This window comes from Roseococcus sp. SDR (assembly GCF_019083995.1).
In the GTDB taxonomy this organism is placed as follows: domain Bacteria; phylum Pseudomonadota; class Alphaproteobacteria; order Acetobacterales; family Acetobacteraceae; genus Roseococcus.
On sequence record NZ_JAHRCU010000029.1, the window covers coordinates 23,781 to 43,804 of the forward strand.

The following is a 20,024-nucleotide window of genomic DNA, read 5'->3' on the forward strand; positions in this document are numbered from 1 at the left end:
GCGCCGCCTCCGGCGGCTTGGCTTGCGGCCCTCAGACATGGTGCGCTGGCTGTGAGCCCATCGAGTGGCCGCCGGCCGCGTTGCGGCCGGATTCTTCACGCGAGGCGCTATGCCTTGGCGGGTGTCGCGTCGGCGATCGCGTAGCGCAGGCGGACCACGCCATTGGGCCAGGTCTGGGTGTCCAGCAGGGTCAGCGCCTGCGTGGGCGGGTGGCCGCCGGCGAAAAGGGGGATGCCGCGGCCCAGCAGCACCGGCATCATGAAGAGGTCCAGCTCGGTCAGCGCGCCCTCGGCCAGAAGCCCCGCGATGAGCTTGCCGCCGCCCACCACCCAGACGCGCTCCTTCGCCGCGCAGAGATGCGCGGCGAGCGAGGCGAGGTCGCCCTTCCAGGCTTCCACGCCCTCGGGCGGATGGGCGATGCCGCGGCGGCTCAGCACGAGGCAGCGCTTGCCGGCATAGGGCCAGGCGCCGAAATGCAGCAGCTGGTCATAGGTGGAACGCCCCATGACCAGCGTGCCGATGCCGGCGAAGAACTCGGCATAGCCGTAATCCGTCGCCTGGAAGGCTTCGAGCCAGGCGACGGAGCCATCTTCGGCGGCGATGAAGCCGTCCAGGCTCGCCGCGATATAGGCGACGCGGCCGGGCATGCGGCCCACCTGGCGGATCAGTCCTGCCACTTCACCTGCATGAAGGGGGCGGGGATCAGCAGCTTGCTTTCCTGGCTGGCGATGAAGGGGCGCACCTTGGCCAGGTAGTTCAGCCAGTCCTGGTTGGCGAAGAGCTTGGTGCGGCGCTCGGCGCGCTCGGCCAGGCTCTCATAGCCCCACATGTGGATCACCTGGTTCAGCGGGCCGAATTCGGTGGAGTAGTAGCCGACGAGGCGGCCCAGGATGGGCTTCTGGATCGCCAGGCCCTCGGCCGCATAGGCCTTGATGTAATCCCCGATCTTGCCCGGGTGCATGGTGTAGATGCGCTCTTCGACGAACATTGTTGTTTCCTCAAACGCCGGCGGCGGCTCCGCCGCCTTGGCTTCGCGCCGCAGGGATGTGGCGCTGGTTGGTGGGGCGGTCGCGGCGCGCCGGCCGCTATGCGGCCGGATACTCGATGCGCGTCACTCCGCTTCGCAACGTCGCGCTTGCTGCCCGGTGTGTCCAGCCTCGCCCACTGGCCGCCCCCCGGTGCCCTGTCGTGGCTTCGCCACGACAGGATGAGCCCACCCCACAGGATCAGCCCCAAACCGGGGCCCCCGGAAAAACGCCGCTTCGGCGTTTTTTTGGGGAACTCAGTGGGGCCCCCGCGAAGACGCCGAAGGCGGGTTCGTGGGGATTACTTGGTCACGAAGGCCTTCTCGACGACGTAGGTGCCGGGGGCATTGTTGGTGCCCTCGATGAAGCCGCGGGCTTCCAGCAGCGTCTTGCAATCGGCGTTCATCGCCTCGCTGCCGCAGATCATCACGCGGTCATGCGCGGGGTCGAGCGCCGCGACGCCGGCCTGCTTCTCCGCCTCGCCGGTCTCCAGGCGCGTGGTGATGCGGCCCTGCACGGGGAAGGGCTCGCGCGTCACGGCGGGCAGGTAGATCAGCTTCTCCTGCACCATCTCGCCCAGCAGCTCATGCTCGCGCAGCTCGCCCGTGATGTAGTCGCGATAGGCGAGTTCCTTCACCTCGCGCACCGTGTGGGCCACGATGATCCGCTCGTAGCGGTCATAGACTTCAGGGTCCCGCATCAGGGACATGAAAGGGGCGAGCCCCGTGCCGGTGGCGAGGAACCAGAGGTTGCGGCCGGGCAGCAGGTTGTCCGGGATCAGGGTGCCGACGGGCTTGCGGCCGATCAGCACGCGCTCACCCACCTGGATGTGCTGCAGCCGGGAGGTGAGGGGGCCGTTCTGCACCTTGATGGAGAGGAACTCCAGGTGATCCTCCCAGGCGGGGCTCACCATGGAATAGGCGCGGGTCAGCGGCTTGCCGCCCACCATCAGCCCGATCATGGCGAATTGGCCGGAAGTGAAGCGCAGCGTCGCGTCGCGCGTGCATTTGAAGCTGAACAGGCTGTCGGTCCAGTGGTGCACCCAGGTGACCTCTTCGGCGAAGAAGCCCGGGGGTGCTGCGAGGATGGGGTCGTGATCGAGGTCCATGCGGGGCGTTTTGCGGCCCGTGACAGGCGGGCGCAAGCGGGGAATGATGGGGACATGGCTGATTTCATCCCCCCGCATGACCCCGAGACCGACCCGCCCGTGGGTCCCCGCGTGGACACCACGCCGCGGCCGCTCCCCGCGCGCATCCCGCACAAGGGCCGCAGCGTGGACCTCGAGGTGCTGCACATGCGCCACGTGCCGGACCTCTGGCAGGCCGCGCAGAGCGACGCGACGGGGGCCAGCTGGGCCTATATGGGCTATGGCCCCTTCGCTTCGGAGGCGGCGCTGGGCAGCTTCATCGGCGGCTTTGCCACGACGCATGACCCGATCGCCTGGGCGGTGCGGCCGCACCGGACCGGCACGGTGGATGGCTGGCTGACGCTGATGGAGATCCAGCCGGCCCACGCGCATATCGAGCTCGGCAACATCTGGTTCAGCCCCCGCATGCAGCGCACCCGCGCGGCGACGGAGGCGATGTTCCTGCTGATGCGCCACGCCATGGAGGATCTGGGTTACCGGCGCCTCACCTGGAAGTGCAATGCGCTGAACGCGCCCTCGCGCCGGGCGGCCAAGCGCCTCGGCTTCACCTATGAGGGCACGCTGCGCGCGGTGCTGACGGTGAAGGGCCGCCGGCGGGACACCGCCTGGTTCTCCATCCTGGCCGAGGAATGGCCGGCGCGGGCGGCGGCCATTCAGGCCTGGCTGGATGATTCCAACTGGGATGCGGCGGGCCGGCCCAAAGCCTCCCTCATGGCCGCCGAATAAACTGGCGGAGAGGCAACATTCGTTCTAGATTGCGTCATCGCAACGTCACACGGGAGACGTCAGATGACGGGAATTGATTCGGGCGACGTGCTGGCCTGGGCCCTGATCGCGGCGGCGGCCGCCTGGGCGGTGACCGGGCGCCGTATGTCGCTGGGCCCGGCCCTGGCCGCCGCGGCGCTGGCCGCCATGGTCACCAAGGGCGCGCTGGTCGGCTTCGTGTAAGGCCGCATTGTTGACGCGGCCGCAACAAATCCGTCGCGGACGCGTCATCGAGGGTTGCTAGGCGGGGGCCTCCATTCCGGAGGGTTCCCGCATGCGCCGTCTTCTGCTCGCCACCACCGCTGTCCTGGGCCTCGCCCTGCCCGCCGCCGCCGATACGCGCTTCGAGGCGCGCCTCGCCGGCCAGGCCATCCTGCCCGCCGCCACCTTCCTCGCCCCTCCGGCCGATGCGCCTGAGTATTTCCGCCTCTCCGGCCGCTTCACCGGCGCGGGCAACGCCCGCAATGAGCTGGCCGGCAGCATCCCGGGCGTGACGCTTCCGGGCTATGGGCCGCGCCCGACCGGCCTCGCCATGCCCTTCCCCGGCCAGCCGCTGCAGGGCTTTTCCGGCATCAAGCCGGTGGGCGATGGCAGCTATTGGGTGACGGGCGACAACGGCTTCGGCAACCGCCGCAACAGCCCCGACGCCCTGCTGATGATCCATCGCGTGCGGCCGAACTGGCAGAGCGGGGCCGTCGCGGTCGAGAACACCATCTTCCTCTCCGACCCCAACCGCGTCACCAGCTTCGTCATCCAGAACGAGGCGACGCCGACGCGCTACCTCACCGGCGCCGATTTCGACGTGGAGAGCATCCAGCCGCTCCCCGACGGCACCATCATGATCGGCGACGAATTCGGCCCCTATCTGCTGCATTTCGACGCCCAGGGCCGCCTGCTGCGCGTGATCGAGACGCGGATGGAGGGCGAGGTGCTGCGCACGCCGGACCATCACGCCAATCTGATCCCCGCGAACCCGACGGCCGGCGTCCCGCACCGGGTGCGCCGCTCGGGCGGCTATGAGGGCATGGCGCTGACGCCGGATGGCCGCACCCTCTGGGCGATGATGGAGCAGCCGCTCTTCGCGCCGAACAGCAATCAGCCGGAAGGCCAGTTCCTCCGCCTGCTCGAGTTCGACGTGGCGCGCATGGACTGGACCGGCCGCACCCTGCGCTACCGGCTGGAGCCGGGGGCGACCGCGATCGGCGACATCAACTTCATCGACGCGCGCCGGGCGCTCGTGATCGAGCGCGACAATGGCGAGGGTGATCCGGGCCGCGCCTGCGCCCAGGGCGTCGAGAGCACGCATGCCGCCCCCTGCTTCGCCATGCCGGCCCGCCTCAAGCGGATCTACCTGGTGGATTTCGGCGCGCCGGATGCCGAGGGCTTCGTCCGCAAGATCGGCCATGTGGACCTGATGGCGATCCAGGACCCCGAGCGTGTCGCGCGCCAGCGGGGCGACCGGGCGGCCGGCGCCAGCGACACGGTCTTCACCTTCCCCTTCTTCACCATCGAGAACGTGGCGATGGTGGATGCCGACCACATCATCGTCGGCAATGACAACAACCTGCCCTTCTCGGCCGGCCGCCACCTGACGCGCGCGGACGACAATGAGCTGATCCTGCTGCATGTGCCGGAGCTGCTGCGGGCACGCTGAGGCGCCCTCACTTGGCGCGCCCCGGCCGCGCATCTAGCATGGCCGGGTCCTGCCAGGGGTTCCGCCATGACGATCTCCGATGATGTGAAGGCCTTCATTCCGGGCGAGCGCGTCACTCACGCGCCGCTCGGCTCCGGCGTGCTGGATGGCCTCACCTTCGCCGTGAAGGACCTGTTCGACGTGGCGGGGTCCGTCACCACCTATGGCAATCCGGATTGGGGCCGCACGCATCCCGTCGCAGCCGCCACGGCGCCGGCCGTCATGGCGCTGCTCGAGGCGGGCGGGCGGCTCGTCGGCAAGACCAAGACGGTCGAGCTCGCCTATGGCCTGACGGGCGAGAATGTCTGGCATGGCACGCCGATCAACCCGAACGCGCCGGATCGCTTCCCGGGCGGTTCCTCCTGCGGCTCGGCCGCCGCCGTGGGTGCCGGCCTCGTGGATTTCGCGCTGGGTTCGGATACGGGCGGCAGCGTGCGCATTCCGGCCAGCTATTGCGGCGTCTTCGGCATCCGGCCGAGCTGGGGGGCGGTGTCGCTCGCTGGCGCCTGCGGCCTGGGACCGAGCTTCGACACCTGCGGCTGGTTCGCGCGGAAGGCGAGCGTGCTGCAGGCGGTGGGCGATGCGCTGCTGCCCGAGGACACGCTGCCCAATGTCGCGCAGCTGGCGCCGCTGCTGAAGCCGCAAAGCGTCTGGATGAACGCGGACCCCGCCACGGCGAATGCGCTCCTGCCGGCGCTGGAGGCGGTGGAGCGCGTGACCGGTACGGGCACGGCGGTGCGCGTCGAGGGGCCGACCAACATCCTGGCCATGACCTATGAGAATTTCCGCTGCGCCCAGGCGCAGGAGGCCTGGGCCACGCTGGGCAGCTGGATCGTCGCGACCGATCCGCAATTCGGCCCCGGCGTGAAGGAACGCTTCGAGGCGGCGCGCGACATGGACCCCGCCAAGGCCGCCGCCGGCCGCGCCTTCCGCAAGCGCTTCTCGGTGCGCATCCGCTCTCTGCTCGCGGGCGGCGCGGTCTTCGCCTTCCCGACCTCGCCCTTCCCCGCGCCGCGTCTCACCGCCTCCCAGGCGGAGCAGAACGCGGTGCGCGAGCGCAGCATGGGCGTCACCGCCCTCTCCGGCCTCGCGGGCCTCTGCGAGGTGACCATCCCGGCGGGCCGCGTGGATGGCGCGCCGGTCGGCCTCTCGCTGGTGGCCGCGCCAGGGCGGGACCGCGCGCTGCTCGACCTCGCGGTGCGGGTCTCGGCGGAGCTTGGCCTCGCATGATCATTCGCGACGCGACCGCGGCCGATCTCGACGCCATCACGGCGATCTACGCGCATCATGTGCGGACCGGCACCGGCACCTTCGAGGAGACGCCGCCCGATGCGGCCGAGCTCGGCCAGCGCATGGCGAAGGTGCAGGCTGCGGGCTGCGCCTGGCTGGTGGCGGAGAATGAGGGCTGGATCGTGGGCTATGGCTACTACGCCCAGATCCGCGACCGCAGCGCCTATCGCTTCACGGCGGAGGACAGCATCTATGTGCGCGACGACGTGCGCGGCATGGGTGTGGGCAAGGCGCTGGTGCAGGCGCTGATCGAGCACGCCACCGCGCGCGGCTTCCGCCAGATGATCGCGGTGATCGGCGACAGCGAGAATGTCGGCTCCATCGGGCTGCATTCCTCGCTCGGCTTCCGACAGGTCGGCACGATGAAGGCCGTCGGCCTCAAATTCGGCCAATGGGTCGATGTGGTGACGATGCAGCGCGCGCTCGGCGAGGGCGAACGGACGTTGCCAGATTGAGCATGATCCGCGGAGGCGGCACGCCGAAGCGGTGAATCATCCTCGAAGCCAGGCACGCATGATCCGCGGAGGCGGCCCGTGCTCAGCCGAGGCCGAGCGCGCGCAATTCCGAGATCGCGGCCCGCACCGGCGTGAAGCCGGAGACGGCCTCCAGCGCGGCGAGGCGCATCCGGCGGTATTCGGCCTCCGAGAGGGAGAGCATGCGGCGGATCGCATTGGCCACCGCAGCGTCATCCGTGGTGTCGGCCAGGAAGCCGCTCTCGCCATCGGCGATGAAGTCCACCGCACCGCCGAGCGCGGGGGCGAGAACGACGGCGCCGCAGGCCATCGCCTCGGCGGCGGTGCGGCCGAAGCCCTGGTAGTCGGAGAGGTCGAGGAAGATGTCGGTGGCGCGCAGCAGTTCGGCCACCTCGGTCTGCTTGAGGCGGCCGGCCAGTTTCACGCCATCGGGCAAGGCGAGGTCATGCGCCGCCAGTTCCTCCGCCTCGCAGCCGAAGGCGGTCAGCGCCACGGGGCCGAATTCGCCGGCGGCGAGGCGCGCCAGCATGCGCAGGGTGCGGCGCGGCGCGCGGCGGGGCGTGGCGGGGCGTACCATGGCGACGACGTGCCGGGCGGGTGCGGGGGCGCGGCGCACCGGGCGGTAGATGCCGTGATCCACACTCGGCACCACCAGCGCCGCCGCGTGGCCGTGCGCCGCCTCGACCATGCCGGCCAGCCAGCGCGTCTTGGCGAAATGGGTGCAGTCGCGCAGCACCGCATAGCTGGCGATGGCCAGCGCATGCTCGGTGCTGCCGGCGCGGTAGAAGAGCGGCTCGTAGTCCTGGACGTAATAGGCGTGGCGGAAGCCGAGGCCGCGCGTCGTCTTGTGCGCGTCCGCGATGGCATGGGCCGAGGTGTTGGTGGTCGCCACCGCCACGTCGGTCTCGGCCAGCAGCGCCGCCAGTTCGCGGGCGCCGTCGAAGCTTGCCACGCCGCCGTCTTCCACCCAGGGGAAGCGGTCATAGGCGGCGCGGAAATACGGGGCATTGGCCTGGTTGACCAGGATGCGCGCCTCGACGCCGAGGTCGCGCATGGCATCCACCTCCTGCACCACGGAATGCGCGCCGCCGCCGCCGCCACCCACCGGAAGAACGAAGGAAACGCCCGCCATCTTCAATTCAGCTCCGCCGCGAGGTTGCTCAGCCGGGCACGCAGGCGCCCCAGCGGCGCGCAATCCTGCATGATGCGCTCCAGCGCCGGCACGATGACGCCGGAATGCTTGTTCGTCATCTCGAGCCCGCCCTGGCGGGAGAGGCGTGTGCGCTCGACCTGGCCGAAGGTGACGCTCTTGTGGTGGAAGACGAAGCAGTCATCCGCCAGGGTCAGCCGGAAGCCCGCCTGGCGCGCGCGCAGGCAGAGGTCGGTCTCCTCGCCATAGCCGGTGGGGAAGGCGTCCTCGTCATAGAGGCCCACGCGATCGAAGACCGCGCGCGCGATCAGCGTGCAGAAGCCGTTCAGCACCGGGAATTCCGGATAGGCGCGCTCCGAGACCTCGTCGAGGATGGCCTGCAGGCGCTCCAGGTGGCGGGGCTCGATCAGGGCGTTGGTGGACCAGGCGCCATCCGGCCGCTTGGCGGCCGGGATGCTCTGCCAGGTGGCGGCGTTGGAGAGCGGGCCCACCATGCCGGTGCCCGGCCGCGCCTGGGCGGCGGCGTGCAGCCGGTCGAGCCAGCCCTTCGAGACCAGCGTGTCGGAGTTCAGCACCACCACCCAGTCGGCGCCGGTCAGCAGCACGCCCTCGTTGATGGATTTGGTATAGCCACGGTTGATGTCCCGGCGGTGCAGGATGAAGCGCGGATCGGCCGCCGCCTCGGCGCGCAGCATCTCGGCCGTGAAGTCGCGGCTGCCGTCATCCACCATCACCACCTGCATGGGGCCGGTGGCGGCGGCGCGCAGCGCGTGCAGGCAGGCGCGCACCTCGTCATGGCCGTTGTAGACGGGCAGGATCACCTGGGTGAAGGGATGCGCCTGGGCCGCCGGCCGCGCTGCCTGGGCAAGGGGCGGCGGCGCCTGCCACAGGCCGGGCAGCAGCGGGTGCGCCTCGCGCCGGGCCTCGCCATGCACGCGCACGAAGCCCACGGCATGGGCGAAGGCGCCGTCCAGCCGCGCATCCTCGAAGCGGGCCGGCTGCGCCAGGGGGTCGGGGGCGGGGCCGGGCAGCCGGGCGGAAAGACCCTTGGCGGAAAGCGCGGCGAGGCCGAGCCAGAGATTCCCCTCGGCCAGCAGCGCGGCCTCCTCCGCCGTCAGCTCGAAGCTGACCGGGTGATCGGTGGGGCGGCGAAACAGCGTGCCCCGCCGCAACCGCCGCAGCGTGTGGAACGCCGGCCCTTCCCGCCGCTCCAGGGTGACGTCGAAGCGCGCCTTCACATGGGCTTCCGTGGCTTCGGGCAGCCAGGCGGTCACCTCGCGCTCCATGTGATGGCCGGCGGGGACCGGGCCATCGGCGGCGTCGAGGCGGAGATACAGCCGGATGGCAGGTGCCACCACATCCGCGAGGAGGCGCACGCCCCGGCGCAGCGCATCGGGCCCTTCCGCCAGATCGGCCAGAAGCTCGGAGCGGAGATGGGCGGCGGGCGCCATGGCCTCGGCCAGCATGCCCTCGGCGATGGGCAGCAGGCCGGTCGCGGCGCGGGTGACCGCCAGGCCGTCGGGCCAGCGCAGCCCCACGGCCGGCGCCTCCTCCGGCGCCTCCACGGGCAGCGCGGCCGGCAGGGGGGGCGCGGCGAGGGTGACGGGCGAACCATCGAGCTCCCGCCCGGAGATCATGTGGAAGGCGCGGACCCGGCGGGTCACGCCGTCGCGCAGGCTGTGCGGCAGGGACCAGCTCAGGCGGAAGCGGCCTTGCGAATCGCGTGGCGGCGCGGCGGTGACGATGCGGGTCGAGCCGCCCTCGACATCCAGGCCGATCTCGGGTGGCGCCTCGGGCGACAGCGGATCGGGTTCGGCCCAGCCGATCAGGCCGGCATCGCCAGCCATCGGCCGGACCTCGCCGCCGGCCGGGGGCATGATGTCCGGGTTGGCCTCTCGGGTCTCGGCGCTGCCATCCATCCGCTTGGGTGCCATCTCCGCGTGCATGTCGGCGCCTGAAACGTCAGCGCGCCCGGTGATGGGGAAAGCTAGCGTACCCCCGCGGCGAGGGGATAGCATCGAGCCCGCGGCCACGGAAGCAGGACCCCGCCTTGCACATGGGTTGTCCGCAGGGCCGCCGCGCCGCTTGAGCCGCATCCGGGGCAGGGATACACGGGAAACATCACTGATCGCCGAAGAGAGGGGGTTCTCCTGGACCAGGATGCGCCTGCCGGCCTCGCGCCGCTCCGCCTGCTGGTGGTGGCGGCCAGGCACGACCCCGCTTCCATTCCCGCGCGGCTCCGGGCCGCCGCCGAAGCGGCCGGCTTCGAAGCACGGCTGCTCTGCGGCGCGGCCGGGCATGAACCCCCACCCGGCATTCGCCTGTTCCAGCCCTTCGCGGATGGCACGTTCCTGGCGGAGGCCGAGCCCGGGCATGACGCGGCGGAGCTGAGCCAGAACGATTCCGACCTGCTGCGCCGGCTCGCGCGCTGGCTGGCTGATTGGCCGCCCGACATCGTGCACCTGCACGACCTCTCGCCCTTCGGGATGGAGTTCCTCGGCCTCCTGCGCCGAACCTGCCCCAGGGCGCGGCTGCTGCTCTCGCTGACACCCGAACTGGCGGGGCGGATCGGCATCCTCGGGCCGCCGCGCGGCTTCCTGCACCAGGCGCCGCTGCGCCGCTTCCTGGCCGAGGCGACGCTGCTGCTGCCGTGCGAAAGCCTCATGGCCCCCTGCCTCGCCTTCGGGCTCGATCCTTCGCGGCTGGTGCTGGAGGCGGGCCTGCCGCCGGAGGCGGCGCCCTGCCCGCTGCCGCCCACCGGGCGCTTCCTGGTGGTGGCCGCTTTCCCGGGCGATGCGGCCGGGCACGCCTTGATGGCCGCGACGGCGGCGCTGATGGCGGGGTGCCCCCGCGCGCCCATCCTTGACATCCGCTCGCCGGAGGAGGCCGCCGCCGCGCTGCCCGGCGCGCATCTGGCGCTGCTGCCCGGCGCCGATCCGGAGGGCGTGGCGCGGCTGGCGCGCGCCATGGGCCGGCCGGTGCTGACGGCCGCGGAGGTGGCGATGAACCCGACGGCGCTGGCGCATCTGCTGCTGGACTTCACCGAGGCGCCGGAGCGCGTTGCCGCCATGGCCGCCGCGCTGCCGCCGCCCGACCGGAATGCGGAAGCCGCCGCCTTCTTCGCGCGCTATCGCGCCTGGGCGGCGGACCCCGCCCGCATCGCCCCGCCGGCGAGGATCTGACCCATGCCGGAGACGCTGCACCCGCCCTTCGCGCAATCGCTGCGCTTCAGTCCGCGCGCCGTGGCGCGATCCGAAAGCGCCAATTACCACCAGGGAGAGGATATCCGCCTGCATCTGGTGGTGCGCGGCCATGAGGGGCGGCCCTGCCTCATCGTGAATGACTGCCTGGGCGGGCAATGGGGCGAGGAGCTGCGCCTGCCGCTCACACCGGAGGAGGCGCTTTCGCCCCGGGTCGAGGTCGCCTTCACCGGCGGCGGCATCCTGGTCCAGATCCTCGGCGAGGCGCCGGTCGCCTTCCGGCCGGGCGATGCGCCACCCCAGGCCCTGCTGCCGCGCCATGGGCCCGACGTGACGGTCGGGCCGGCCGCCTTGCCGGCGGAGAGCGGCACCGCCGACGCGCCCGTCACCGGGGATGGCGTGATCGAGGCGGCGGCGGGCCTGCCCGGCACCGGCCACCGGCTGCTGGTGATCCGTCTGGCGGATGCGGGGCTGGAGGCGGCGCTGGTCGAGGCCGCGACACCGATGCGGCTGCGCGATGCGAAGGGGCCCGGCACCGCCGCGGCGGCGTCGTTCTGCGCCCTGCCGGGCGGCGGCCTGCTGGCCGCGATCCCGAGCCCGGGCGAGACAGCGATCACCGGCGCCGAGCTCCTGCCGCCGGGCCGGCCGCCTTTGCACCTCTCGCCCGCGCGCGGCCTCGCCGAGGCGCCGCGGCCCATGCCGGCGGAATTCGTGAACCGCCTGGCCGCCGCCCAGGGGCCGGCCAAGCGCGAGATGGAGCGGCTGCTGGCGCGTGGCTTCACCGGGCGGGAGACGCTCTCCTGGCTTTCGGCGCCGGTGCGCCTGCGCGTGGCGCGCGGGCTGCGCACGCCCGAGGGGCTGGTGCTGCAGGGCTGGCTGCATGATCCGCAGGGCGCGGTCCGCACCATCCGCCTGCGCGCGGGGGAGCAGGCCTGGCCGCTCAGGCCCGGCGCCTGGCTCGACACCATGGCCTGGGATGGCGAGGGCGGGCGCGGCTTTCTCGCGCGGGCCCCGGTGCCGGTGAGGCTGGGCGAGGCCTGGCTGGATGTGACGCTGGCGAGTGGCGAGAGCGGCACGCTGCCGCTGCCCGCGCCGGAAAGCGCCGAGCTGCCCGCGCTGCGCGCCATCCTGGCTGAAGCCGGTGCCATTCCCGATGCGGCGCTGGACCACGCCTTCGGCAGCGTGCTGGGCCAGCCGCTGGTGGCGCTGAACCGCCAGCGGCTGGCGCGCGAGATGGCGGTGGAGCAGCACGCCTTCGGCTCACCGCCCGCCGCGCCGCGCGCGAGCCTCGTCATCCCGCTGCATGGGCGGCTGGACATGATGGCGGCCCAGATGGCGCTCTTCACCGCCTGCCGGATGGAACGGGACGAGGTGATCTTCGTCCTGGACGACCCGCCCCGGCGCGCGGCGGCGCTGGGTCTCGCGCAATCCGCCTTCGACCGCTTCGGGATGCCGCTGCGGCTGATCCTGCCCGGCGAGGCGAGGGGCTTCGGCCCGGCCAGCAATCTCGGGATGCGGCACGCGAAGGGCGAGGTGGTGGTGTTCCTCAATGCCGACGCCTTTCCGCAGGGTACGGACTGGCTGGACCGGCTGGTCGAGGCCGTGGCCGAACCTTCCGTCGGCGCGGCCGGGGCACGGCTGCTCTATCCGGATGGCAGCCTTCAGCATGGCGGGATGGTGCTGGAGCGCGGCCCTGGCGGCTGGTTCTTCCCCGAGCATCCGGGCAAGGGCCTACGCCCGCCGGAAGCCGCGCATGGGCTGCGCGACGTGGAGGCGCTGACCGGCGCCTGCCTCGCGCTGCGGCGGGAGGTGGCGGAGCGCTTCGGCGGCTTCGACGAGGATTACGTGATCGGCGATTTCGAGGATGCGGATCTCTCGGCGCGGCTGGCGGAGGCCGGGCTGCGGCGCGTGATGGTGGATACGGCGACGCTGGTGCATCTCGAGCGGCAATCCCAGGGCCGCGCCGATGAGCAGGCGGGGCGCTGGAACCTGACGCTGCTCAACGCCTGGACCTACAATCACAAATGGAAGCGCGGCTGATCAGAAGCGTTCGGCGCGGTAGGGCGCGGGGTCGAGGAAGGGGCTTTCGCCGCACATCATTTCGGCCAGCAGGCGGCCGGTGGTGGGGCCCAGCGTGAGGCCCTGATGCGCGTGGCCGAAGGCGCACCAGGCGCCTTTCTGCCCGGGCAGGGGGCCGATGATGGGCAGCATGTCCGGCGTGCAGGGGCGGATGCCCATCCAGGGCGTGTCCTCCACGCGATCGGCGAGCGGCAGCAGGCTGCGCGCCACGGGCTCGGCGCGTTCGAGCTGGATGGGCGTGGGCGGCGCGTCGTTGGCGGCGAATTCGGCGCCGGTGGTCAGCCGCACGCCGGCCCGCATGGGGGCGAGCAGGAAGCGGCTTTCGGTGTCGAGCATCGGGCGGTTCAACGTGGCGTTGCCGCGCATGCGGTAATGCATGTGATAGCCGCGCTTGCCGAAGGTGGGCGGCGCATAGCCGAAGCGCCGGGTGAGGTTCGCGGCGGCGGCGCCCAGTGCCACCACCACCTCCTCGGCCTCGATCGCACCTTCCGCGGCCTGCACGCGCCAGCCTTGGCCCGCGCGCGTGAGGCTCATCGCATCGCCGCGCAGGAGGCGGCCGCCCGCTTCCTCGAACTGCCGCGCGTAGCTCAGCGTCAGCGCATGCGGATCGCTGACGGAATAGGGATCGGTGAAGTGGATGGCGCCGAGGCGGCTGACCAGCAGATGCGGCTCGGCCGCGGCCAGCGCGGCGGTGTCGAGCACGTTGAAGTTCACGCCGTGATGCGCATGCGCCACTCGCGCCTGGGCCAGCGCGGCGTCGAAGGTGGCCTGGTCGCTGTAGAGCTTCATCCAGCCGATCGGGCGCAGCAGCGCCATGGCCTCGGTGCCTTCCGCCAGCGCGCGGTGCTCGTCGAGGCAGGTGGTGATGAGCGCGGCGAAGGCGCGGGCCGCGTGCTCGTAGCGGCGGGGTTCGGAGTTCCACCAATACTGCAGCAGGGGTGAGGCGAAGCCGGGCAGCGCCATCGGGTGGTAATGCACGTCCAGCGCTGTGTTGCCGGCGATGCGGCGCAGCTCCGAGAAGCTGCGCGGGAAGGGATGCGGGTGTACCGCCTCGCGCTGGATCAGCCCGCCATTGCCAAAGGAGGCGCCCTCGCCCGGGCCCTCGCGATCGAGCAGGGTCACGGCGCGGCCACGCTTCTGCAGGTGCAGCGCGACCGAGACCCCCACCATCCCCGCGCCGAGCACGATCACCGAAGCCGCCATGCCATCCCCATTCGCATCACGCGCCCCAGGATGGCCGAGGAAGCGGGCCTGCGTCCATGGATGTCCGGATGACTTGGCAGCAAGATCCGGACTAGGCTCACGCCAACACTTTGGAGAACGCCATGACCCTCAGCCGCCGCGACGCGCTGCTTCTGCCACCCGCCCTGACGCTGGCCGCGCCCGCGCTCGCGCAGGACATGCGCGCGCGCACGCTGCGCCTCGTGCCCTCGACCGACCTCGTCTCGCTCGATCCGGTGATCTCGACGGCGCTGGTCGCGGTGCAGCACGGCTATCACGTCTTCGACACCCTCTATGGCGTGGATGGGCAGATGCGCGCGCAGCCGCAGATGGCGGAAGGCCATCAGGTCAGCGCCGATGGCCGCGTCTGGACCATCCGCCTGCGCGAGGGGCTGCGCTTCCATGATGGCGAGCCGGTGCGCGCGAGCGATTGCGCGGCGAGCCTCGCGCGCTGGGCGCGGCGCGACACCTTCGGCCGCGTCTATGCGACGGCGGTGGAGGCCTATGAGACGCCGGATGACCGCACGCTGGTGATCCGCCTGAAGCGCCCCTTCCCGCTGCTGCTGGACGCCATCGCCAAGCCGCATTCGCAGCCGGCCTTCATCATGCCCGAGCGCATCATCCGCACGGCCGCCGACTCGCCGATCACGGAGGTGGTGGGCTCCGGCCCCTATCGCTTCCTGCGAGAGGAGTGGTCCTCCGGCCATCTCATCGCCTATGGGCGCTTCGACGGCTACCGGCCGCGCAGCGAGGCGCCGGAATGGACCTCGGGCGGGAAGGTCGCGCATTTCGAGCGCGTGGAGTGGCGTGTCATCGCCGACAAATCCACCGCCGTCGCGGCGCTGATCCAGGGCGAGGTGGATTGGATGGAATCCGTCCCGCATGACCTGCAGCCGCTGGTGGCGCGCAACCGCCGCATCCGCACGCAGAATGCCGATCCGCTCGGCTCCGTCGTCGTCATGCGCTTCAACCATCTGGTGCCGCCCTTCGACAATGCGGCGCTGCGGCGCTTCGTGCTCATGGTGGCGCGGCAGACGGATTACCTCGCCACCGTGGCCGGCACGGATGCGGGCGCCTTCCAGGAATGCCGGGCGATGTTCCCCTGCACCATCCCGGGCGTGCAGGAGATCGGCCGCGAGACCTTCGGCCGGCTGGCCGCCGGTGGGCCGGCCATGGCGGAGGCGCTGCGCGCCACGGGCTACAGGGGCGAGAAGGTCGTCATCCTCAACCCGGCGGATAACGCCACGCTCGCGCCGCTCGGCCCCATCACGGCGGAGCTGCTGCGGCGCGCGGGGCTCAATGTCGAACTGCTCGACATGGATTGGGGCACGCTGCTGCAACGGCGCAACAATCGTGGGCCGGTGGAGCGCGGCGGCTGGAGCCTCTTCCACACCACCTGGCCCAGCATCGCCATCGCCAACCCCGTGCTGAACACGACGGTGCGCGGCGAGGGCGCGACCGGCTGGCCGGGCTGGTTCGAGAGCGCGGAGATGGAGCAGCTGACCAGCCAATGGCTGGACGCGACGGACCCCGCGCAGCAGGCGCGGCTGATGGGCGAAATCCACGCGCTGGCGCTGCGCGAGGTGCCGACCGTGCCGCTCGGCATCTACTACCCCAAGACCGCCTATCGCGCCGAGCTGACAGGGGTGCTGGGCGGTTCGGTGCGCTACCCGTGGAATGTGCGGCGGGGGTGAATCACGGCCTTCGGCGTGAAGGCGATGTCGTCCACCGGGTAGAAGGGGCGCGCGACGGTGAAGGGCATCTCGGCCACGCGGTAGGAGGAGAGGCCGGGCGTATCCACCGTCACGCATTCACCGATGGACGCGAAGTTCAGCGTGAAGTGATAGCCGGAGCGCACCACCACCACGGCATGGTCGGCGGGCTCCAGCCCCATGGCGCGGAAATACTCGGGGTCGATGTAAGAGTAGGGGAAGGCGGTCAGCACCAGATGCAGCTGGCCCACGCGCAGCACGGCGTAGGGGCCGATCAGCGCGCGCTGGCCCTTCTCGGCGGGGCCGGCATAGATGAGCGAGGCGCCTTCCGCCGCGGCCACCACCTCACCCGTCACATTGACCGGCGGCATCATGGTGGAGATGCGGCCGCCGACGTTCAGCGTGATGGTCGCGCCGACGCCGGCCGCGCGGCAGGTGGCAACCGCCTCGGGATCGGTCAGCGGCAGGATGGCGGGCAGGTCACGCCCATCGGCCAGCAGGGCATGCAGGATCACCGTGCTGTCGCCCGGCGCGCCGGCGGCCACGCGGTCGCCCTGGTCGCCCAGGATCAGCGCGCGGCCGGGGGCGGCGCGCGCCAGCGTCTCCTCCAGACTCGGATATTGGATGATGGTCTCGGCGCGGGCGGCCCAGAGCGCTTCGGCGAGTTCCTGCACCAAGGCGCGGGCGGCCTCGGCCTCGCCATTGCCATAGGCCATGACGATCTGACCCAGGCCCGGCACATCGAGGAATTGCTGCGCGTTGAAGATCGAGGCGTCCACCACCGCGCCGGAGGCCACCGCCGCCGCCGCGCGGGCGTGCAGGCCGATCAGCGGCGGCTCATCCGTGCGGTCGCGGCCGAGCGTCAGCATGGGCAGATGGGCATGCGCCAGCACGGGCTGGAGGCGGCCCTCCAGCATGGCCAGCGCGGCGCGGCCGGCGCGTTCGCCCGTCGCACCCTGGTCGGCATGCGGGTTGGTCAGGTAACCCGCCAGCAGGTCGCAATCGCGCAGGATCTCGGGCGTCACATGCGCATGCAGGTCGAAGGCGGCCGTGATGGGCATATCGGGGCCGACGATCCCGCGCAGCGCGGTGATGAGGACGCCTTCCGGGTCATGCAGCGATGGCGTCAGCATGCCGCCATGCAGCGGCAGGGCGATGGCGTCGAAATCGCCGCGCCGGGCCGCATCGCACATCAGGCCGAGCACCTCCTCGAAGACGCCGTCTTCCACCGGGCCGCCGGATTGGGCGCGGAACAGGGTGGGGACGAGGACTTCCGCGCCGGCCGCATCCGCCGCCGCGATGATCCCGCCCAGGGTCGAATTGGTGCCACGCGCCTTGGCCAGCGCATCGGCGCCGCTGGTGATGGTGAAGCTGTCCCGCCCCGTCCGCACGGGCGTGAAGCTGTGAGATTCCTGGGAGATGCCCCCAGCCAGGATGCGCCGGCGCGCCATGCTCAGCCGAGCCCCGGCGGGCGATGCTGCGCCCAGGGGCGCGCCTGCTCCAGGATGGCGCCGAGGCGCAGCACATCCGCCTCCGCCCGCCAGCGGCCCACGATCTGCAGGCCGAAGGGCAGCCCATCCGCGCCGAAGCCCGAGGGCACGGTCAGCGCCGGATGGCCGGTCAGGTTGAAGGGGTATTGCGGCGAGGTCCAACCCTGGCGGGTGATGCCGGTCTTCACGCCATCCACCTCCACCTCCTCATTCGCGGCGTCGAACACCGCCGGCAAGGCGGTGCGGGACATGGTGGGCATCATCAGCACGTCATGGCGCTCGAGCAGCGCCTGGATCTGGCGGAAGAGGCGCGTGCGGGCGAATTGCGCCTCGCGGAACTGGGCCAGGGTGAAGCCCTCGCCGCGGCGCATGAATTCCAGCGTGACGGGGTCCATCACGTTCTGGAAGCGGGGGAGCTGGGCCGCGAGAAGGACGGTGAAATTCGCCTGGTAGAGGATGCGGCCTTCCAGCTCGATCCAGTCGATGGCGTCGGTGATCTCCTCCACCTCCGCGCCGAGATCGGCATAGGCGGCGAGGGCGGCGCGCGTGCCGGCCTCCACCTCCGCCGAGGTGCGGGGGTTCGCGCAGCGCATCACATAGCCGATGCGCAGGCCACCGAGATCAGCGCCGGTCAGCCCCGGCGAAAGCGGAAGGTCCGGCCCCGCGCCCGCCGACCACGGGTCGCGCGAGAGGGTGTCGGCCTCAGGCGGGCCGCGCAGCACGCGATACATCAGCGCGGCGTCGGTCACGCTGCGCGTCATCGGGCCGGAATAGGAGTTGTTGGAGAAGCCGTCCCGCGCGCCCTCCAGCGGAATGGCGCCGAGCGTGGGCTTGAGGCCGACCAGACCACAGCAGGCGGCCGGGCCGCGGATGGAGCCCGCGCCATCCGTGCCGAGCGCCATGGGGCCGAGCCCCGCCGCGACGGCGGCGGCACTCCCGCCGGAGGAGCCGCCGGAGGTGCGATCGAGATTCCACGGGTTGCGGGTGATGCCGAAGGCCGGGCCGTCGGTCAGGCCCTTCACGCCATATTCGGGCGTGGTGGTCTTGCCGAAGAGGATGGCGCCGGCGGCGCGCAGGCGGGCCACGGGAACCGCATCGGATTTCGCGGGCGTGGCGTCGTCGAAGATGCGGCTGCCCATGCGTGTCGGCGCGCCCTGCACATCCAGCAGGTCCTTCACGCCGATCGGGATGCCATGCAGCGGGCCGAGGGGCGCGCCCGCCATCACCGCCGCCTCGGCCGCCTTGGCCGCCGCGCGGGCTTCCTCCGCCATCACGGTGACGAAGCAGTTGAGGCGCGGCTGCTGGCGCTCCACCGCCGCCAGCACGGCGTCGAGATATTCGACGGGCGAGAGGCGCTTCGTTCGGATCAGCGCGGCGGCACGATGGGCGGGCAGGAAGAGCAGGTCTGACACGGGCGGGCCTCGGTGGTGGCCCGCCAGCTTCGCACCAATTCAGGCGGCGTCCAGCCGCAGCACCCGCCCGCGCGATTCATCGGTGAGCAGCAGCAGGCCGCCATCGGGCGCGAAGAGCACCTGGCGCATGCGGGCGCGGCCCCAGAGCAGGCGCTCCTCCGCCACCACCGAATCCCCCTCCATCTGCAGGCGCAGCAGGCCGGGCGTGTTCAGGCAGGCGATGTAGAGCGCGCCGCGCCAGAGCGGCTGGGCATGGGCGGGGGCGAAGTTGATGCCGGAGGGGCTGACGGAGGGCACCCAATGCCGCACGGGCTCGGTCAGGCCGGGGCCGGAGGTGCGGCCACCGGCGATCTGCCGGCCGGAATACTCGCGGCCATAGGAGACATCGGGCCAGCCGAAATTGCGGCCGGGCTGGATGAGGTTCAGCTCATCCCCGCCGCGCGGGCCGAATTCGGCGACGAAGAGGCTGCCCGTCGCCGGGTTGAAGGCGATGCCCTGCGGGTTGCGGTGGCCATAGGTGAAGATCTCGCCGCGCAGCCCCGCCTGGCCGACGAAGGGATTGTCACGCGGGATCTCGCCCTGGCGGGTGAGGCGGATCACCTTGCCGGCCAGGTCATTCAGCTTCTGCGCGCGCTCGCGGCTGTTGTTGCGCTCGCCCGTCGTCAGGAAGAGATGCGCGCCATCGGGCGAGAAGGCGAGGCGGCCGCCGTAATGCAGGCGGCCGCGCTCCTGCGCGGGGGTCGCGTCCAGCACCGGGCGCACCGCCTCGAAGCCCTGGGCTGTGAGTCGCGCGCGGGAGAGGCGGGTGAGGACGCCGCCTTCCACGAGGGTCGCGGAGGTGAAGAAGACGTCCGACGTGGTCGCGAAATCGGGCGCGGGCTGCATGTCGAGCAGGCCGCCCTGGCCCTCGGCCACCACATCCGGCAGGCCGGCCAGCGGCGGCGAGAGCGTGCCGTCGGGCGCCATGATCCGGGCGCGGCCGGCGCGCTCGCTCAGCAGCAGGCGGCCATCGGGCAGGAAGCCGCCGCCCCAGGGGTTCTCGAGGCCGGCAGCGAGGACGCGCCAGCGGAAGGCGCCGCGCTCGCTGCGTTCGGTCTCGGCCTGGGCGTGAGCGATGCCGGGCGCGGCCAGCAGCGCGGCGAAGAGGGGGCGGCGAGGCAGCGTCATGGGAGCTCCAACGGGGTTGCGTTACAGATGGGGATGATTTGTGACGTGCCAGCGTTTCCCGACACGGGCCTCATGGTTTAAGCGGGGGCGCATGTCCGGCACTGCTGCGTGACGCGCGCGAACACGACACCACCCCGCCTGCGTGCCCGCACGCGCTTCGGCGCGCGGCGGCGCGTGGCCACGCGCCGGGAGCCGCAGCC

17 protein-coding genes are annotated in these 20,024 nt (G+C 71.8%); 8 read left to right on the top strand and 9 right to left on the bottom strand.

Features of this window, described 5'->3' with window-relative positions:
* Window positions 1–107 precede the first annotated feature (107 nt).
* The 3 genes from KTR66_RS22445 to KTR66_RS22455 form a co-directional block, all read right to left on the bottom strand.
* Window positions 108–647: a dihydrofolate reductase family protein gene (locus KTR66_RS22445; protein ID WP_213616677.1), complete on the bottom strand. Its 540-nt coding sequence runs from the start codon at window positions 645–647 to the stop codon at window positions 108–110.
* 17 nt (window positions 648–664) lie between these two features.
* Window positions 665–988: an NIPSNAP family protein gene (locus KTR66_RS22450; protein WP_213616679.1), complete on the bottom strand. Its 324-nt coding sequence runs from the start codon at window positions 986–988 to the stop codon at window positions 665–667.
* Between the two features lie 338 nt (window positions 989–1,326).
* Complete coding sequence (locus tag KTR66_RS22455; RefSeq protein ID WP_213616681.1) at window positions 1,327–2,133, bottom strand: ferredoxin--NADP reductase; 807 nt, start codon at window positions 2,131–2,133, stop codon at window positions 1,327–1,329.
* A 54-nt stretch (window positions 2,134–2,187) separates the two neighbouring features.
* Here KTR66_RS22455 and KTR66_RS22460 point away from each other — a divergent pair, with 54 nt between their 5' ends.
* The 5 genes from KTR66_RS22460 to KTR66_RS22480 all read left to right on the top strand — a co-directional run bounded on the left by KTR66_RS22460 (window position 2,188) and on the right by KTR66_RS22480 (window position 6,375).
* A complete protein-coding gene (locus KTR66_RS22460) occupies window positions 2,188–2,898 on the top strand; it encodes a GNAT family N-acetyltransferase (RefSeq protein WP_213616683.1) in 711 nt (236 codons plus the stop codon).
* A gap of 63 nt (window positions 2,899–2,961) precedes the next feature.
* On the top strand, window positions 2,962–3,120 hold the full coding sequence (locus KTR66_RS22465; RefSeq protein WP_213616685.1) for a hypothetical protein: 159 nt from the start codon (window positions 2,962–2,964) through the stop codon (window positions 3,118–3,120).
* A gap of 91 nt (window positions 3,121–3,211) precedes the next feature.
* The gene (locus KTR66_RS22470; protein ID WP_213616687.1) at window positions 3,212–4,591 is read left to right on the top strand and encodes an esterase-like activity of phytase family protein; all 1,380 of its coding nucleotides are present in this window, start codon (window positions 3,212–3,214) and stop codon (window positions 4,589–4,591) included.
* 66 nt (window positions 4,592–4,657) lie between these two features.
* Window positions 4,658–5,860 (top strand): amidase, encoded by a 1,203-nt coding sequence (locus KTR66_RS22475; protein ID WP_213616689.1) that lies wholly within the window; start codon window positions 4,658–4,660, stop codon window positions 5,858–5,860.
* Window positions 5,857–6,375, top strand: coding sequence for a GNAT family N-acetyltransferase (locus KTR66_RS22480; protein WP_213616691.1), 519 nt, complete (start codon window positions 5,857–5,859; stop codon window positions 6,373–6,375). The genes KTR66_RS22475 and KTR66_RS22480 overlap by 4 nt, the downstream gene beginning before the upstream one ends.
* A gap of 82 nt (window positions 6,376–6,457) precedes the next feature.
* Here KTR66_RS22480 and KTR66_RS22485 read toward each other — a convergent pair whose 3' ends face one another.
* Window positions 6,458–7,525 (bottom strand): glycosyltransferase family 4 protein, encoded by a 1,068-nt coding sequence (locus KTR66_RS22485; RefSeq protein WP_213616693.1) that lies wholly within the window; start codon window positions 7,523–7,525, stop codon window positions 6,458–6,460.
* Window positions 7,526–7,527: 2 nt separating this feature from the next.
* The gene (locus tag KTR66_RS22490) at window positions 7,528–9,489 is read right to left on the bottom strand and encodes a glycosyltransferase family 2 protein (protein ID WP_213616695.1); all 1,962 of its coding nucleotides are present in this window, start codon (window positions 9,487–9,489) and stop codon (window positions 7,528–7,530) included.
* A 252-nt stretch (window positions 9,490–9,741) separates the two neighbouring features.
* Between KTR66_RS22490 and KTR66_RS22495 the strand changes: the two genes are divergently transcribed.
* Both KTR66_RS22495 and KTR66_RS22500 read left to right on the top strand, forming a co-directional pair.
* On the top strand, window positions 9,742–10,725 hold the full coding sequence (locus KTR66_RS22495) for a glycosyltransferase (RefSeq protein WP_213616697.1): 984 nt from the start codon (window positions 9,742–9,744) through the stop codon (window positions 10,723–10,725).
* A 3-nt stretch (window positions 10,726–10,728) separates the two neighbouring features.
* Window positions 10,729–12,783 (top strand): glycosyltransferase family 2 protein, encoded by a 2,055-nt coding sequence (locus KTR66_RS22500; protein ID WP_213616699.1) that lies wholly within the window; start codon window positions 10,729–10,731, stop codon window positions 12,781–12,783.
* Here KTR66_RS22500 and KTR66_RS22505 read toward each other — a convergent pair whose 3' ends face one another.
* Complete coding sequence (locus KTR66_RS22505; RefSeq protein ID WP_213616701.1) at window positions 12,784–14,025, bottom strand: FAD-binding oxidoreductase; 1,242 nt, start codon at window positions 14,023–14,025, stop codon at window positions 12,784–12,786.
* A gap of 122 nt (window positions 14,026–14,147) precedes the next feature.
* Here KTR66_RS22505 and KTR66_RS22510 point away from each other — a divergent pair, with 122 nt between their 5' ends.
* Window positions 14,148–15,737, top strand: a complete 1,590-nt coding sequence (locus KTR66_RS22510) for an ABC transporter substrate-binding protein (protein WP_249732362.1) — start codon at window positions 14,148–14,150, stop codon at window positions 15,735–15,737.
* Here the strand turns inward: KTR66_RS22510 and KTR66_RS22515 are convergent.
* Genes KTR66_RS22515 through KTR66_RS22525 form a run of 3 tightly spaced genes read right to left on the bottom strand, consistent with a single transcriptional unit; the run spans window position 15,710 to window position 19,824 of the window.
* Window positions 15,710–17,206 carry a M81 family metallopeptidase gene (locus KTR66_RS22515; RefSeq protein WP_213616703.1) on the bottom strand — a complete coding sequence of 499 codons (1,497 nt, stop codon included), beginning with the start codon at window positions 17,204–17,206 and terminating at the stop codon, window positions 15,710–15,712. The genes KTR66_RS22510 and KTR66_RS22515 overlap by 28 nt on opposite strands.
* 2 nt (window positions 17,207–17,208) lie before the next feature.
* Window positions 17,209–18,657: an amidase family protein gene (locus KTR66_RS22520; protein ID WP_213616705.1), complete on the bottom strand. Its 1,449-nt coding sequence runs from the start codon at window positions 18,655–18,657 to the stop codon at window positions 17,209–17,211.
* Between the two features lie 39 nt (window positions 18,658–18,696).
* Complete coding sequence (locus KTR66_RS22525) at window positions 18,697–19,824, bottom strand: PQQ-dependent sugar dehydrogenase (protein ID WP_213616707.1); 1,128 nt, start codon at window positions 19,822–19,824, stop codon at window positions 18,697–18,699.
* Window positions 19,825–20,024 lie beyond the last annotated feature (200 nt).